This is a genomic window from Pseudoflavitalea rhizosphaerae, from assembly GCF_003991355.1.
Lineage (GTDB): Bacteria > Bacteroidota > Bacteroidia > Chitinophagales > Chitinophagaceae > Pseudobacter > Pseudobacter rhizosphaerae.
The window spans coordinates 443,079-460,894 of sequence record NZ_RCSU01000001.1; the positions used below are offsets into that span (position 1 = coordinate 443,079).

Annotated in this window: 9 protein-coding genes; 2 read left to right on the forward strand and 7 right to left on the reverse strand. The window is 48.0% G+C overall.

Translation table 11 applies throughout. The features are described 5' to 3' along the window. Nucleotides 1–5: 5 nt before the first annotated feature. The 7 genes from D9Y29_RS01660 to D9Y29_RS01690 form a co-directional block, all read right to left on the reverse strand. A complete protein-coding gene (locus D9Y29_RS01660; protein ID WP_127124693.1) occupies nucleotides 6–1,859 on the reverse strand; it encodes an alpha-L-fucosidase in 1,854 nt (617 codons plus the stop codon). Continuing rightward, a complete protein-coding gene (locus D9Y29_RS26735) occupies nucleotides 1,859–5,122 on the reverse strand; it encodes an alginate lyase family protein (protein WP_241237825.1) in 3,264 nt (1,087 codons plus the stop codon). Before D9Y29_RS26735 ends, D9Y29_RS01660 begins: the two co-directional genes overlap by 1 nt. A gap of 5 nt (nucleotides 5,123–5,127) precedes the next feature. Beyond that, entirely contained in the window at nucleotides 5,128–7,680 is a 2,553-nt protein-coding gene (locus D9Y29_RS01670; RefSeq protein ID WP_127124694.1) for a glycoside hydrolase family 95 protein, read from the reverse strand. Between the two features lie 152 nt (nucleotides 7,681–7,832). Further along, the gene (locus tag D9Y29_RS01675; protein ID WP_127124695.1) at nucleotides 7,833–10,313 is read right to left on the reverse strand and encodes a glycoside hydrolase family 2 TIM barrel-domain containing protein; all 2,481 of its coding nucleotides are present in this window, start codon (nucleotides 10,311–10,313) and stop codon (nucleotides 7,833–7,835) included. 163 nt (nucleotides 10,314–10,476) lie between these two features. Further along, the gene (locus tag D9Y29_RS01680) at nucleotides 10,477–11,208 is read right to left on the reverse strand and encodes a hypothetical protein (RefSeq protein WP_127124696.1); all 732 of its coding nucleotides are present in this window, start codon (nucleotides 11,206–11,208) and stop codon (nucleotides 10,477–10,479) included. Nucleotides 11,209–11,218: 10 nt separating this feature from the next. Beyond that, entirely contained in the window at nucleotides 11,219–12,730 is a 1,512-nt protein-coding gene (locus D9Y29_RS01685; protein ID WP_127124697.1) for a RagB/SusD family nutrient uptake outer membrane protein, read from the reverse strand. A 13-nt stretch (nucleotides 12,731–12,743) separates the two neighbouring features. Continuing rightward, a complete protein-coding gene (locus D9Y29_RS01690) occupies nucleotides 12,744–15,803 on the reverse strand; it encodes a SusC/RagA family TonB-linked outer membrane protein (RefSeq protein ID WP_127124698.1) in 3,060 nt (1,019 codons plus the stop codon). A 334-nt stretch (nucleotides 15,804–16,137) separates the two neighbouring features. Here D9Y29_RS01690 and D9Y29_RS01695 point away from each other — a divergent pair, with 334 nt between their 5' ends. Both D9Y29_RS01695 and fucP read left to right on the forward strand, forming a co-directional pair. Beyond that, nucleotides 16,138–16,470, forward strand: coding sequence for an L-rhamnose mutarotase (locus D9Y29_RS01695; RefSeq protein WP_127124699.1), 333 nt, complete (start codon nucleotides 16,138–16,140; stop codon nucleotides 16,468–16,470). Nucleotides 16,471–16,481: 11 nt separating this feature from the next. Further along, the gene (gene fucP, locus D9Y29_RS01700) at nucleotides 16,482–17,768 is read left to right on the forward strand and encodes an L-fucose:H+ symporter permease (RefSeq protein ID WP_127124700.1); all 1,287 of its coding nucleotides are present in this window, start codon (nucleotides 16,482–16,484) and stop codon (nucleotides 17,766–17,768) included. Nucleotides 17,769–17,816: the final 48 nt, after the last annotated feature.

The following is a 17,816-nucleotide window of genomic DNA, read 5'->3' on the forward strand; positions in this document are numbered from 1 at the left end:
GGGATTTATTGTGTTACTTTTATCAGTTGTACTTCCAGTAATTTCATCAGCTCATTTCCCGGGAGCTGTTTCGGGCTGATCCTGAGCTGATGCCATCCGGGCTGAATGGTGACGGTCCCAATTTCCTCCGTTACGATCCCATTCTTTTCACTGACCTCTTTTTCGAAAATGGATTTACCCAGCGTCAACAGGTAACTGCCTTTCCCTGCAATATACTTCAGGAGAATTTTGTAAGATGATTTTTCTGAACTGGTGATATCCCAAAGAAGGGCCTGGTCTTTTTCTTTCCATCCCTCAACATAATATTTGTCTTTTTTTCCATCACCAAACTTAAATCCTTTGCCTTCCTGTCTTGCATCGAAGGCCAGGAGCCTCGAAACCGCAACGTTTGGAGCAAGATAATATCCCCTTTCGTCTTCTACTTTTCCATTTGTTTCCAGTACAATCACTGCATCCGTTGTATCTGGTGCAGTAGCAGGCAGACTGATGCGAAGCAGTTTGTTTTTCAACCGGAACGATAATGATTTTTTTGAGGCATCGCTCAGCAGGTACGCTTTGCTGATGTTTCCTTTGAAACCGCCGAGGTATAGTGTTTTGTCAGCAGGCCAGTTGAATACATGCAAATAGAGCTTGTTCTGTTTTTGCGTGATCACGCCCCAGTTCTGCAGAGGCAATGGAGAGGCGGCGGTTCCATAAATGGAAGCCCCGTTCACCTTCATCCATTTTCCAATTCCTTCCAAAATGTTTTGATCTTTGGAATCGAAAGCACCATCACCCTTCGGTCCGATATTCATCAGCAGGTTGCCTCCGCGGCTTGCTGCGCTGGCCAGCAATCTGATGAAATGAGATGCAGGTTTATGTGAACTGTCAAATTGATGGTAACCATAAGATTCATTGGTGGTGGGTATTGCTTCCCAGTTGCCGGAAACAGGAAAGAATTCTGCCGGGCGATCAGCCGTGTTCTTATAATCTCCCAGTTCGGCGCCCGCGGCGCGAACCAGTCTTCCATTCACTACCACATTGGGATCAGTTTCGCGGATAGCTTTGAGGATGCGGATATTTTCAGAGAGCGGCAATTTATGCGGCGTATCGAACCAGAGAATATCAGGATGGTATTTCGTCAGCAGTTCTTTGATCTGCGGGATCGCTTTTCGATCAACGTATTGCTGTGCTTTTGGTAATAATTCAGGATGCACATCAAACCAGTGGCTGCCGCCGTGGAGAAGTTTATCGCCACCGGGATTATTGTACTCCCAGTCGTTGCCCGGGGCATCGGGATGTTCCCAATCGAAAGCATGTGAGTAATAGAATCCGAATTTAAGTCCTTCTTTTTCGCAGGCGGCGGCCAGTTCGGCCATGGGATCGCGTTTAAAGGGCGTTTGTTGTGTGATGTTGAAATCACTGATCCTGGAATCATACATCGCGAATCCATCATGGTGCTTGGCAGTGATGATGAGGTATTTCATTCCGGCATCCTGCGCCTGTTTCACCCATTCTGCCGCGTTGAACAATGAAGGATTGAAACGATGGGCCAATTGAAGATAATCAGCGCGTGTGATCTTTTCCTTGCGCATAAGGTGTTCGGCATAGCCGCTCACTTTATGACCTTCCCACTCTCCTGCCGGTAATGAATAAACGCCCCAGTGAATGAACATGCCGAAGCGCGCTTCCTGCCACCAGGCAATACGTTGATCATGGGTCTTCATGCTTTCCGCCCACCAGCCTGTCCTGGCTTCTTCGATGGCTTTCTGATCGCGGGCCTTTGCGCGATTGAACATTTCGGCATCCTCATCTCCTGCTGTTTGTGCAGTGATGGTGGTGGTGGCCATGATCGCAGCTATGGATAATAATTTCTTCATCAGTTCAACCAGATTACCGGGTTACGTACAGGAAGGTTACGGACCACTTCATCCACAGCAGGCGCATGATCCAACAGGCGCCAGGTCTTGAACCAGTCGGCTTTACTGAAAGACTGTGCCCCAAAAAGCAGTGCAGGCTGCGCAACAGGCCATTCATTCCAGTACATTACATCCTGTTTGAAAGGCCATTTGCTTTTATCGGCAATGTAAGGATACATGTATTCAATGCTTTTTTTGATATTGCGGCCATCAGCGGTTGTATAGTTCCAGAGATCGTTTTTATCTGTGCTGAGGATTTCGCAGGTCATGGTCATGGCATCGAGGTTAAAAAGCGAATATCCATAAGGTTTAGTTCGTTTCAGTTCCAGTGGAAAGCTGCCATCGGTAGCCATCTGGTTGGGCAGCAGTACTGTTTTATATCTTTCAGAACAGAAATCCAATAATTGCTGGTTATTGGTAAAGCGGGCAAATGCAGCAACCTGCATTACCCAGCATGTGCCGTGGTTATTGGCGGCATTCATTTCATCTTTACCATATTGATGCGTGGTGAGCCATTGCAGGTAAGCTTCGAACCATTCCCTGATCTGGTTGATCAGTTCCCGGTCTGCACCGGCTACAGTATCCATGCGCATCAGCGCCTGCACCACTTCCATCAACTGGATGGTATCTATGATGCCGATGCCGCGTCCGGTTACACGCCCTTTGATAGCTTGTGCAAACAATAAGTTGGGGTTCATGCGGGTGGCAGTATCCACAAACCAGGCTTTGCAATGCAGCAAAGCTTGTTGACGGTAAGCCTGTTTCCCTGTGATCAGCCAGGCAGAAGCGAGTGAGCCTACCAGCCTGCTGAGACGGATCATGGCATGACGGTGCGCGGTGAAATTATCCGGGTTGGTCATACCATCTTTCTGAATATATGGGCTATCCGGGAATTTTTCATTCGGCCACCAGTAATCCCCTTCAGAAAAAAAATCATGTGGTCCGCCTGCGCTTCGCGGAGAGCGGGATGCTGTAACGGTAACGGGCTTTTCATCCAGGGCTTTGTCGGCCTCACGGATCACTTGTTCACGCAGTGTTTCGATGACTTTATGTTTGAGATCAGCTGCATTGAAAGGCTTTGTCATAAATGTGAAACTCACTTTGCCGATGGTATTGGGCTTACCTTTTTCTGCAGCGGTGATGGAACCGGACAGTTCTCCTTTTCCATTCTTTTGAATGCTGATGGTTCTCCAGGAATAATCGCCTTTTTCATAATTGAAGGTTTCGCCATCATCGTCATAGAGTTTGTAACTGCCGGGTTTGGTACCGTAATGTCTTACTTCGATATTCACCACTTCTCCTTTAGCCGGTGCATGCAAACGAGCAGGCATCATGGGAATGATGCCACCATCTTTCACAAATACCGGGATCTTGTCAAGCCCCGGAGAAACGGTGATCACTTCACCATCTCCCACGAAATCCCCGGTGTAAAAATCATACCATTTGCCGCGTGGCAGGATCACTTTGCGGGTGGTCTGTCCGGCAAAGAGCGGCGCTACCAGCAGGTATTCACCTGCCATATACTGGTCCTTACATTCTTTGGAAAGCGCTTCAGCGTAAGGGTTATGCTCGAGGTTATAATCTATTTTTTCCTCTTTGATCTCCTGTGTAAATCCTTCTTCCAGGTTCATGGCGCGGAACACGGGTGTACCTTCAAAATGATAACGGGCAAATTCCGAATACCAGTAAGGCATCATCTGCATGCGCAGTGTAGCGTAGGTTTTCACCTGTTCCGCCACTTCAGGGTAAGACCAGGGTTTGGTGCCGCTGGCCCAGGCATTGATCATGGCCATGGGCGAGAACACTACCGTCTGAAACCTGCGCAGCCATTCTTCTCCGGTTTTGCTGGCGCGCACTTCCGGCGTCCAGAGCACACCGGCAAAGCCGCTGTTGATAAGGGCTGTGATAAAATCCTCATGGTTGTAATAATCGTTATAGATTACATAAGGGAAGGAAGCGCCGCCACCGTTGGAAGCACGCACCAGTCCGAATGTTCTTTCATTTTTCTTTTTGTACATCTCAGTGCTGTAGCGCTGCATGAGGAGTCCATAGGTCTGCCTTTGCTGTTCTGCTGCAATGCCTGAAGGGAAGGTGGCAACATCCGGCCAGAGGTAATGATCATAGCCATCCACTTCATCTATCTTATAACCACTAACGCCAATGTCTACCTGATCTTTTTTGAGTTGATTGAAGAGAATGCTCCTGCCTTGCTGTGTATTGAGGTCGGGCACAGCTCCTACCCAAACGGTATGCGAACCGGTATATGGTCGAATCGCTTTATAAATACTTGCTTCCGGGCTTACATATGGATTGAGCCAGAGGTTCACGCGGATATGCTGTTTGCGCATATCGGCTACAAACTGTGCGGGACGCGGGAAGCGTGTACTATCCCATTCGAAGGTACAGGGATAGGATTTGCTCTGCCATCCCGGTTCCAGTCCGATAAAATCAAGGGGATAACCTTTCGCTTCAAATTCATCCGCTTCCTTTTTTACATCTTTTTCATTGTAGAGCCTTTGAACGCGTTGGGTGAAACCAAGTCCCCATCTTGGAGGCAGACAACCTCCGCCATTGAATAAATTGAATCGGCGCACGGCATCGATGGCATTGGGTCCGCCGAAAACATAAACTTCAACACCTGCCGCAGGCACCAGTATCTCTACGGCATCGGAGTATGGACGCGCCTGCCAGCTCTTATCTGTATTCCTATCACGCGCCTCGGGAAAATTCTTACTGTCTTTTCGCACGCCGGAACCTGCATATACCGTGAGGTAGCGGGCGCTGTTGATGAAAACGCCATAACCGTTACCGGAAACATAGAACGGTGTGGGCGCATGATTACGTCCATTGTCCTTTCCACCGAAATGGTCCACATGCAATTGCAGGATCTTGCCGCGCTGGTGAACGGTCTGGAAATTCAAGCCGAAACCAAAGAGTTGTTCCTTTCTGGCGAGCGGAAAACGGAGATAGGTTTTTCCATCACGCACAGTAGCGTTGATCTTAGAAAGCGGTAAAGGGAAATTTGCTTTTTCCAATTTTGCAAGTGCAGCCTTGTTAGGAGCTGAACCGGATGCTTTGAGAAGATCATAGGCTTCAGGCTTACCTATCACGGCTTTCCACACACCCGGCCCTACCTGCTGGAATACAGGCTGCTGGCCTTGTACAGACATTGCCAGCAGGAACAGGCAGAGCGCGCCGATCATTTTTTTCAACAAATGTTTCATACAACTTATTTAGGAAGGATCGTATAGGTTTTTCCTTTTACAGTATTGAAATCGATAACGTATTCAGTGGATACAGGCAGCATTGTGATAGCTTCCCTGTTCACCACTTCATAAGGAGGAATGCCATAGGATATAGTCAGCTTATTGGTGTTGTTGCCGCTGGCTGACTTAGCGTTTGCTTCCACCACTCTAACAGGAATGCTTGTGCGGATACGGCAATTACCTCCTGAGCCGGAATAGATGGTCGCTTTTTCCAGTTGTTGATTTTTCCATTGCAGGCTCACCGTGAAATTGCCGCGAGCTTTGATGCCGCGCACGGAGCCGGAAGGCCATGCGGCAGGAAGGGCCGGGAGGAGACTGAGGCGGCCATCATGGCTTTGCAGCAGCATTTCCGTTATACCGGCAGTGGCGCCGAAATTGCCATCTATCTGGAATGGAGGATGCGCATCAAAGAGGTTGGGATAGGTGCCGCCTCCCCCCATGGTCTCACGGATCTCACGAGGATTGATATACGTAAATGCATCGCTGAGGATCTTATACGCGTGTTCTCCATCCTGTAACCTGGCCCACCAGTTCACTTTCCAGGCCATGGACCATCCTGTGCTTACATCACCACGATGGATAAGCGATTGTTTGGCCGCAGCCGCCAACTCAGGTGTTTGCTTCACTGTGATCTGGCTGCCTGGATACAGACCGAACAAATGCGAGAGGTGACGATGCTTGTCAGTAGGCTGGTCCCAATCTTTAAACCATTCCTGCAACTGGCCGTACTGACCGATATGAAAAGGATACAATTGCTCTTTTGCTTTTTCCAGTTTTGCTTTGAATGCAGCATCCGTCTTCAGGAGATCGGCTGCACTGATCAATGCAGTGAAAAGCTCGCGGAGCAGGCTCATATCCATGGTGCTGGCCATACTTACCTGGTATTCTTTTCCATCTTTCTTCAAAGTATTCTCCGGTGATGTGCTGGGATTGGTGATAAGATAATTACTCGCAGGATCTTTGATCAGCCATTGCAACTGGAATTGTGCGGCCCCCTTCATTAACGGGTATGCCTGTTCGCGCAGGAATTTCAGATCGCCGGTAAAGAGATAATGCTCCCAGAGATGCGTGGCGAACCATACACCGGCCATAGGCCAGCAGCTCCAGCGCGGCATACCTTTCTCGTCCCATTCATAACCACCGGGCGGTGATGTTTTGGCCCAGAGATCGGAGTTATGATGTACAACCCAGCCTTCATCGATATTATAATTCACTTTGGCGGTAGCGGCGCCGTTCACGGCCAGCTCTTTCATGAAATCGAATAATGGCTGGTGGCATTCGGAGAGATTGGTGTTCTCCGCCAGCCAGTAATTCATTTCTGTATTGATATTGGTGGTATAATTACTGCCCCATGGCGGTTGTACATGATCGTTCCAGATGCCCTGCAGGTTGGTTGGCCTGGAACCCGGGCGAGATGCGGCAATCATCAGGTAACGCCCGAACTGATAGTAGAGGCTCACCAGGGGATTGTCGCCACCACGCTTGCTGAACGTTTTCAAACGCAGATCAGTAGGCAATTTCAGGGATTCTTCATCTTTTCCTAAATCCAATTTTACACGTTTGAATAGGGATTGGTAATCGGCTATATGTGCTTTCTTCAATACATCATAAGCAATGGAAGATACTTTGCCCATATTGCTCATGGCTTCGATGGATGGGTTCTTTCCCTGGAATGCCGCGGAGCGGTTGAATCCATTGAAGCTGGTAGCTTCGGTAAGGTAGATGGTAACACTGTTGGCATTGCTGACAGTCAACTGATCTCCTGCTGCACTGATCTTGCCGCCTTCATTCACCAGTTTCACCCGGATCTCGAAAGTCATGCCCTCTCCTTTCTCATCATCGTATTCAACCTGTTTGGGTTCGTATGGTCGGTTGGCTACAAATTTCGGCGCCTTCCCTTTCAATACCAGCAAATCCTTCGAAGCAGCTTTGGTAGTGAAGCGGAGTTTGCTGCTAAGATCAACGGTGAAGTTCAGTGCATTTTTCTTGTTTGCAGTCAGCCTCACCACCATTGCCTTTGCAGGGAAACTGGTAAAAGTTTCACGGGTATATTCCACGCCATCTTTGGTATAACGGACGGTGGAGATGGCGTTGTTGAGGTCCAGCTCACGGTGATATTTTTCAGTGACTGAATCCTTATGATCGAATGTGAGCCAGAGATCCCCGAGTGGCAGGTAACGGGCGGAGTAAGGCCCCTGCATTTTCTTCCAGAGTTTGGCAGCCAGTTCATAGTCACCTTTGAAAACGGCTTCACGTACCTGTGGCAAAACTGTAGGTCCGTTCGGATTATTGCCGGGCTCGGGAAAGCCGCTCCAGAGTGTATTGTCATTGAGTTGGAACCTTTCTTTCTGAACACTGCCAAAAACCATGGCGCCTGTTTTCCCATTGCCGAGCGGTAATGCTTCCTCCCAGATGGTGGAAGGTGTATTGTACCAGAGTTTCAGGGCAGGATCATATTGCGCAGATGCAAGCAGTGACTGAACAAAAATGAGCGATAAGATGATAATGCGTTTCATTGCCAAATGAGATTTTATCAGGGAGTGCCCAGTCGCTCGCCTCTGGCGAGTGACTTGTATTTAGTCGCCTCCGGCGACGCAGTGTTCGCCGGAGGCGAACAATTAAAAGTCACTCGCCAGAGGCGAGCGACTGTTGACACCCCGCGTTATATTCATAATTCTATAAAGGCTGAGGGCACAGTTGGTACTGTAGCGCTCAGCACTGATTTTCCTTTATTGGTATTCACACGGATGATTGCACGGCCATTGTACAGTTGTACATAATTCGACCCGGAACTTGTGCCCTGGTTATCGATCAGCTGTCCGTCACCGGCGAGTTTGAAACGGATCCGGTTGGCGGCATCCAGGCACTGTACGCCATTGGCATCATGCAATGTGGCCTGAATGGTAACGATGCCATTGGACTCTTCCAGTTTTTGCAGTTTTACCTGCGCAGGCTTGTTCCATTTTTCCGTTTGATACTGGAAAGAAATGGAATCGTACAATATTGTTTTTCCTTTTTTCGCCACCACTTTCACCACATTCTTGCCTTTATTGAAAGCGGTATTCCACCTCAGTCCGGCAGCAGGAAAATCCTGGCTATTCCTTTTTTTCACACCCAGGCTTTTGCCGTTCAACCAGGCTTCTGCTTCGTCGCAATTGGAATAAACCTTGATCATTTTTTCTTCTCCCTCATCACCCCATCTTACCGGCCAGTTATGACCGTAGATATGGACCATCGGTGTAGAAGTCCAGTACGACTGGAAAACATAATAAGATTCTTTTTTCGTGAAATCGCGCTCCACTACACCTTTTTGGTTCATATAGGGAACAGGATTATCAGGGCGGACAGGCGTGGAGAAATCCTTGAAAGGCCATTGTGCAGTGCCTGTAAGCCAGGGCATGGTTTCCTGTTCTTTCAGGTGCCAGTCGATCAGGTTACAGATATAAGATTCGCTCCAGTCGCCATCCTTGCTCACGCGCGCTGCGCCGCCATAGAGCGATGCATCGCCGGCGCGTTCATCAGCGCCGCCACCTGATCTCACTTTGAGTAAAGCATTATCGGGCGTTTCGGAGAAACGGCCTGCGTGTGAATCACCGCCCCATTCCACGTGCAGGAAATGCTTCACGCGTTTCATTTCCATTTCGGATACGCTTTTGTATTCCGTATAGATACCGCGGTACCATCCCGCCCAGATGGAAGGAGAATATACATCCACGATGTCTTTACAGAAATCGCAGCGGCGGATGGCTGTTTTGCGGGAAGGGTCCAGTTCATGACTAAGATCGTTCAGCTCCTTCATGAAAGCGCGGATGGAATCTTTGCTGAACTCAGGAAAATCGCCGGGCCAGTCGTTCTCATTGCCCAGTCCCCAGATGATCACGGAAGGATGATTGTAATGCTGGGCAATCATATTCTTCAACATCCTTCTCGCCTGTTCTTTGTATACTTCTCCACCTAGGCCGCCACGGCACCAGGGAATTTCTTCCCATACAACAATGCCGAGGCTATCGCATAATTGCAGGATGATGCGGCTTTGCTGGTAATGCCCGAGCCTGATGAAGTTGACGCCCATTTCTTTCATCATGATCATCTCTTTGCGCATCATCTCTTCCGTCATGGCAGCGCCTACGCCGGCATGATCTTCATGACGGTGTGTGCCGCGCAGCAATAATCTTTTTCCGTTGAGCAGGAATGGTCCCTGTTCAACAAATTCAAATTGACGGAAGCCCGCCTTTACCGTTTCCTTTATTTCCGAGGAAGCTGTTTGAAGTGTGAGTTCTACTGTGTACAATTCAGGATTTTCAGTTGACCATAAGCGTGGCTTCTTCAGATCGAATACAAACTCCTTTCGTCCGCCCAGCCCGGCTTCCCGCAAATAACCGGAAGTTGCAAATGCTGCATCGAGTTTGACCGCCTTACCTGAGGGATCGATCAGCCGGATCAGCAGCTTGCTGTTCTCCGATGATTTCGTTGGTTCATAGAAGTTAGTATTGATGGTCAGTTTTCCCATCTTTCCATCTTTATCCACTTCTGCTTTCACATGCACTTTATCAAAAGAAATTTCGGGCATATACACCAGGTTCAAATACCTGTAGATCCCTCCATAGATATTGAAATCAGACAAACTGCTCGGGATCATTTCAAGATCACGGGAATTATCTGATCTGATACTCACCGGTATCTTTCCATTGAATTGTTTCTGGTAAGCAGGGTTCTTTCTGAATGCTTCCACCGCATCAGTGATATCCACTTTGAACTCATCATATCCGCCTACATGTGTTTTCACCAGCTGATCGTACACGTACACCGATGTTTTCTGGCCTGAACCTTCAAAATGAAGGATCGTTCTTCCTTTCGGATATGGGTTGGCGATAGATAATAGTGTACGGTACCAGGCGGGGCCCTGGTAATAATTCTTATCCGGGTCAACTCCATCGGTGGCATTCACGCAATGTGGCAGGGTTACTTTTTCCCAGAGGGGAACGCTTTCGGGATTGCCTTTACCAACAGGACGGATGGCTTCCCAGATACCACCGAGGTCTTGTCTGAGGAATTCCCAGTTATCGTTCAGTCGTTCTGAAAATTGCGCCTGTGATGGGATGCCGCCGGTAAGCAATGCTATCATTAAGAGAAAGGCCAGCTTCTTCATTATTCTGTATCAGTTTTCAATTAAAGTACGATTTCTTCCGGAACGGACCGGTTGGGAATTGGAAAAAACAGTTTGCCTGCTGCACAACAAAGATCCGGCTGCTGCCGGATCCCTGTTGATGAATAAAAAAATGACTCGATATAGTTCATCGAAATTCCGGTCATCATTGAATCAGTGTTGGTGGCACAAACCTGTCTATCACATGTACAGTTCCATTAGTTGCCTGAAGGCTGCTGGTGCGCACATTCAGTACATCATTCAATACGATGGGATAATCCGAAGTATTGGATGGAGAGGAATTGAGCACTTTGAACCTGATCAGCGCCTTAGGGTTATTCTCCGGATCAAATGGGTAATTGACATGTCTTGTGATGCCTGCCGGCAGCGCGCTGAAAGCTCCTTCCGGCGCCAGGGTGGATACTTCTGCATTCACTTCCGGGTTTGTGATGGTATAGTGGTCATGAACGCCGGATGCGATCAGGTAAAGGAGATAATTTTTCACAAACTCCTTTGGATAGTCTTCCCATTTCTGACCAGGCAAACCATTTACGAGGTTGGCGCCGAAAAAGCAGTCTGGCTGGATCTTGTTGGAAGACACTCTTCTGACGGCATCATTGTGCAGGAACACGAAAGTTTTGCCGGTTTTTTCATATTCAGCGAGATCGATCTCTGCATATTGAATTCCCCTCATCATCCAGGCAAAGAGTGTATCATTGGGCGCCGCCACACCTGTAGCCCGGTCAGAGAGGTATTTACCTGCCGACTTGTTGAGTTTGGGGTCCAGTGTATGCGGAGTGCGATCATAATCTTTCTGAAGGCTGAGCTTTTTACAACTGGTAACAGCAAACATCAGCAGAAGGGAAGCTGCAATTATATTGAGTTGGGAGCATTTCATAACAGTACAATTAGTTGTAAGGTTCATTTTGTTTCAACTGTGGATTGTCTTCAATCAGTGTACGGTGGATGGGCCATAACCATTTCCTTTCATCGGAGCCGAAGCCTACTTCCTCCACCAGTTGCCTGCGTTGTCTCAGTATGAGCACGGGGTCCATCACTTCCTGAACTTTCCTGGTGCGAACGAGGTCGAACCAGCGTTTGCCTTCACCGAACAATTCGTAGCGGCGTTCATTCAGCAGTGCATTCTGCAAGGCTTCTTGCGTATTTACTTCCGGATCGGTATCCAGGTAAGCAGGAAGGCCGGCACGAACGCGCACGATATTCAACCATTTGAGGGCATTAACCGGGTCTCCTGTTTGATTGAGCGCTTCCGCATACAGGAGCATCATATCCGTGAGGCGGTACATGGTGAGATACACGGGAAGTTGTTTGGTTGCATCGTTCCATGTTGGATTGCCCGAAGCAGGCATGGGATAGAATTTCAGCAGCCTGTCTCTCAACGGCGCGTTGAAATCGATGGTCTGCCTGGCACGTAAATCAGTTTCCTGGATCGCTCCCCAGTCGTTCAGCACGATGGAATCGATCTGCAGCGGGCTGTTGCTATGATAGATGGAAACCGGCGTACAGGCGCAACCGTTAACTGTGAAATCCCAGTGGATGCTCCAGATATTTTCCACCGTATTGGCATTGATGAAGATATTTTTCCAGTCTGCCTGCGTTGCCAGATCAGTTTCGTTCATTCCCTTGTATACTTTGCCTGTCGGCGATTTAGCCTTAAAGAGATTGGCGAACCATTTGAGTGCTTCCGTTTCTTCTCCCATCCACATATACACATCCGCGAGGATAGCGCAGATGGCGCCTTCACCGATGTACCATTGACTGGGCGTTGCGTTCTTCGGGATCAGCTCATATGCTTTTTCGAGATCGGCGATGATGATCTCACGCAGGATCTTGTCTTTCGATTCGCGGGGCTTTTTAGGGTCCTCATTAACGTCAGTATAGGGTTCCAGCCAGATAGGCGCATCTCCCCATAATCTAACGATATAGAAATAGCTGATGGCGCGCATGGCATAACACTGAGCCATATTCTCATCCACCACTTTTTGGGTAGCCTTATTGTCGTATTGAGGCACCAGTGGGATGTACTTGAGACAGTTGTTGGCTCTTCCAATGGTACGGTAAAGTCCCGTCCAGTTACTGGCCGCATTACCTGCAGTAAGTCCATTGGAAGCTATTTCGTTCACATGGGAAAAATTGTATTGGGTGCGATCGAAATTATCAGCGCGGCCTTCACCCCAGAAATGGTATTTGCCCCAGGTGCTGCCTGTACCATTTCCTGTCATTTCAATCTGAAAACTGGCATACACACCGGCTACAGCGGCCGCAATGTCTTTACTGCTTTTAAAATAACTGTCTGTTGGCACCTGGGTAAAAGGGCGCTCATCCAGGAATTTTTTACAACCTGCGCCGGAAAATACTATAGTAGCCAGCATTGTAATATTTAGAATGATCTTTTTCATGCTTTGCAATCGTTTAGAAGTTAACATTGATGCCCACACCTACTTCCCTTCTCTTGGGATACTTGCCGGAGTCCATACCAATCTGCAATCCTCTGGAAGAGAATTCCGGATCATACCAGCTATAGTTTGTCCAGGTAAGCAGGTTGCTGCCATAGAGAAAAACACTGGCGCTATTGATCTTCCACTTACTTACTATTTCTTTGGGGATAGTATAGTTCAGTCGCACACTGGTGAGGCGGATGAAAGAGCCATCTTCCAGGTAAAGGCTATTATAGCCGGGGCTCATACTTCCGCGGGTGTCTTTGGCTGCAAACCTGGGATAGATGGCCACATCGCCTGGTTCCCACCATGCATTTTCGATAGCATCCCAGATGGGCGGGGAATAGGTGGAGTTATTCCGGTTCTGATCGTTACGAACGTTATTATAAATCTCGTTCCCGATCTGGCCGTTGAACAATACAAACAGGGACAGATTTTTGTACCTGATGGTGGTATTGAACCCGAAGAAATAATCCGGAATACCATTGCCTGCAATCACTTTATCATAGTCATCAATCACGCCATCATTGTTCACATCCAGCCATTCAGTATCACCGCCCAGCAGCTTATTGCCGTTACGGCTCTTGCTGAACACTTGTCCTGTGTATGCTTTACCACTGCCATCAGTATAACTTCCGTTGGGCATTCCATCCTGGCCCAGCACTACGTTGAGACGCTCTCCCTGTTCGTTATAAGCATTCGATTCATTCCATTGGTAAACGCCCAGGTTTTTCCAGATGTAGAAATCACCGATCCGGCCGCCTTCAATCAATCGCCACTGGTTAAGTATCAAGGCCGAATTTCCTCTCAGTTTTTCAATGGTCCCTTTCATGAAAGAAATGTTTCCGCCGATATCCCAGCTGAAATTTTTTGTGGCTATTGGTGTGCCGCTCAGCGTGAACTCCCAGCCTACATTTTTTATGTTTCCGAGGTTGTTGGTTAATCCACTTTTTCCACTTTCTTTAGGGATTTCAATATCATAAAGCAGGTCACTGGTCTTCTTCTCATAATATTCGGCAGTAAAATTGACCCTGTTTTTCAGGAAGGAGAGTTCAAGGCCAATATTTTGTGAAGTAGTGGTTTCCCATTTTAGTGTATTGTTACCTAATCTGGTGGATTCTGCAGCAGCGCTTACGCCGTTATAAAATTCCTGCCCGAAATCCATATTGGAAAAATGGGAATAATCACCTACGCGGTCGTTACCAGACTGACCGATGCTATACCGCAGCTTACCATCCTGGATAAAACCTGCAGCCCAGTCCATGAAATTCTCCTGGGAGAAGCGCCAGGCCGCGGACCCTGAAAAGAAGGTGCCGAAACGGTTATCTTCACCGAAACGGGAAGAACCGTCGCGACGCACAGATCCCTGCAGGATATATTTACCCATGTAATTGTAACCAACACGTCCGAAGAAGGAAGCATCCGCATTGGCGGTCCCGGTAGTACGGGTTTTGGTGAGGTCAATGATACCGGCATTGGAAGTATTGATATCTTCACTCAGGTACCTGTACATGGCAATCTGGAATGTTTCAGCTTTTCTTCTGTTGGCGCTGGCGCCCAATGTAGCGGTGATCTCATGGTCGCCCAACATTTTCCTGTAGTTGAAATACCCCTGGGCCTCCCAGTAGAACCTTTTGTAAAACTCGTTACTGCCGGTAGCATCTCCATTTCCCCCTGAAGTCAGGAAGGAAGGCATGAAAGACTTGTTGATAAAATTATCGTAGATGATATTGAACAAAGTTGAGAACTTCAGGTCAGGAAGGATCTGGTAGCTGAAGGTATTGCTCATCTGGATGGTGAAGTTATCATCGTTATCCTTGTTCAGCAATGCATATGCAACCGGGTTCCTTTTAGACTCCACATAACTGGCCAACATCCCATCCGGCCTGTAAATACTTGTCCAGGGATTGCGTTCAAATACCTGCCTGGCAGAAGTGCCTACGGGAATATTGTTGCCTTTCTGGTATACGAACGAAAGCGCATGGGTAGCCGAAAACTTTTTGCTGAAGTTATATCCAACGTTCAGTTTACTTTGAAGACGTTTCATCCAGCTATTGACCACAATGGACCGGTCGTCTGTATAGTTGAGGCTTGCATAATAGTTGGCTCCTCCTGGCTGAGCACCGGAAATACTCAGGCCAACGATATCTTTATTGGCTGTTCTGAAGAGCAGGTCCTGGTAATCATTATCGGCATTGAGATAAGGGTTTACGGAATCCACCCTGACCCCGTTACCACCATCACCGCGCAATCTTCTGTAGGTACGCAGTTCATCAGCGGTTGTGGTGCGGAGCTTATGGGCCAGTTTGCCCGTTACATGGTTGTAGTTCACATTCACCTGGGCTTTACCCGCTTTACCTTTTTTGGTAGTAATGATGATCACCCCATTGGCGCCGCGCGCTCCATAAATGGAAACAGAGGCCGCGTCTTTCAGTATTTCGATGGACTCAATATCAGCCGGATTTACAATGTTGAACCCATCTTCACTGAGTACTCCATCGATTACATAGAGTGGACCATTACCGGAGTTGATGGTAGAAGCTCCGCGGATCTGGATCGTACCCTGACCGGCAGGATCGCCGTTATCATTCATTACCAGTACACCGGCAGCCTGTCCTTGCAGGGCATCGAACAGGGTCACCGGCTGGCGCTCCGCTATCTGTTTTTTACCAACAGAGGAGATGGAGCCGCCCAGGTCGCGCTTGCGCATGGTGCCTCCATAACCGATCACCACCACTTCGTCAAGCGGGTTGCCACTACCCTCTTTCAATTCAATATTGAAAGTCCGGGTTTTGCCAACGGGCTTCTCAAGTGTGGCATGGCCTACAATGGAAAAAACAAGTGTGGCATTTTCATTGGAAACAGCCAGGGAAAACACACCATTATCATTGGTGGTGGTGCCGGTGGATGTTCCTTTTACATTTACGCTGACACCTTTCAGCGGCTCACCTTTTTCATTTTTTACAATGCCGGTGAGCGGGATCTGTTGCGCCAGTAATGGCAGCGCCCAGAACAACTGAATAAATAGCAGCATAACAGCCCGGCGGAGGTTAGAGCATGCCGGGGTTAAAGCATGGCAGGTCTTTTTCATACAGCAGTCACGTTTTGATTGAAGTGATAATCCATTTCCGGAGGGTTAACCAGTAAATACACACACCGGAAAAAATTTACTTTTAAACAATTGCAATATAAGCCACTAATTAAGTGAACCGGATTGAGGCTATTGACATAGTACTAATCTATTTTGGCAGGTAATTGCCCTCATTTGCTGCAATTGCCATACTACTAAGCTATATTGGCATACAGGAGGAATATTTAGCAAAATACATGAATATTGAGTTTATAATTCATCGAAACACAGCATCCAAATGAGCCAAAGACATTGCTTTGCACTCGACCTGAAAAACGATCCCGGGCTTATTGCCGACTATGAAAAGCATCACCGCGCTGTATGGCCTGCCATTATCCAATCCATCAAAGAAGCAGGCATTGAGGATCTCCAGATCTATAGGTTGGAGAACCGGCTCTTCATGATCATGGAAGTGAATGATGATTTTTCTTTTGAAAAGAAGCAAGCTGCCGATGCAGTTAACCCGGAAGTGCAACGATGGGAAGAACAGATGTGGACCTACCAGCAGGCCTTACCAACGGCAAAGCCCGGAGAGAAATGGATGAAGATGGATAAAATATTTCAACTCTAAACTAACGATACATGGCGATTGCTTCCTTATCAACTGTAAAAACTACTGCCGCATCTACCGGCAAGAAAATGCTGTTACCTTTTATACTGGTCACCAGCCTTTTCTTCTTTTGGGGATTTGTGCATAACCTCGATCCCATCCTTATCCCCCATTTACGCAAGGCATTCCGGTTGAGCAACCTTCAATCATCACTGGTAGATTCAGCCGTATTCATAGCTTATTTTATCATGGCTTTGCCTGCTGGTTTCATCATGCGCAAGTATGGTTATAAATCAGGGATACTGATAGGGCTGGTCCTTTTTGCAACCGGTTCCTTCCTTTTCCTGCCCGCAGCCAATACACGCGAGTATGTTTTCTTCCTGGGTGCACTCTTTGTGATCGCCTGCGGCCTCACTTTCCTTGAAACAGCCGCCAACCCTTATGCCACCGTATTAGGTCCGCCCGAATCCGCCACACAAAGGCTCAACCTGGCGCAATCTTTCAACGGGCTTGCCGCGATGGTGGCGCCGATAGTAGGTGGAAAGATGATCCTTTCCGGAACAGAGTACACGGATGCACAACTGGCAGCCATGACCGAACAAGCCAGGAATGCTTATCTGCAATCCGAAGCAGACAGTGTAAAAATGCCTTACCTCATACTTGGCCTCGTGATCCTACTGGTAACTGCGCTAATCTTTTTCACCAAAATGCCGGACAGTAAAGAAGAAGGGAACGAGGACGGTAGCGGCAATCCCCTGCATGCTTTCCGTCACCGTCACCTCACCTGGGCTGTGGTGGCGCAGTTCTTCTATGTAGGCGCACAGGTTTGTGTGAGCAGCTTTTTCATCGTAATTGCCACCAAAGCTGCCAATATCAAAGAAACAGTCGCTGCTAATTATTTGGGACTGGGCTATGGCCTGGCCTTCATGGGTGGCCGCTTTGCAGGCACTTTCTTAATGCGCTATATCGCTCCTGCCAAATTGCTCACTATCTATTCCATCATCAATGTGCTGCTATCGCTCATCGCCATTTTTGCGGAAGGCATGATCACCGTGTATGCGCTGATAGGTATCGCTTTTTTCATGAGCATCATGTTCCCTACCATTTTTTCACTCGGTATCAAAGACCTGGGGAAAGATACCAAACTGGGCAGCAGCCTTATTGTGATGAGCATTGTGGGCGGCGCTTTACTGCCACCGGTATTGGGATATATTGCAGATATCACCAAAAATATCCAGTACGGTTACAGCATCCCACTGATCTGTTTTATAGTGGTGGCATATTTCGGCTGGAAAGGACATAAAATAAGAACAGCATAATCGTCACAGGACGCAACAGGACAGTTCAATTACATTATCATACTAATT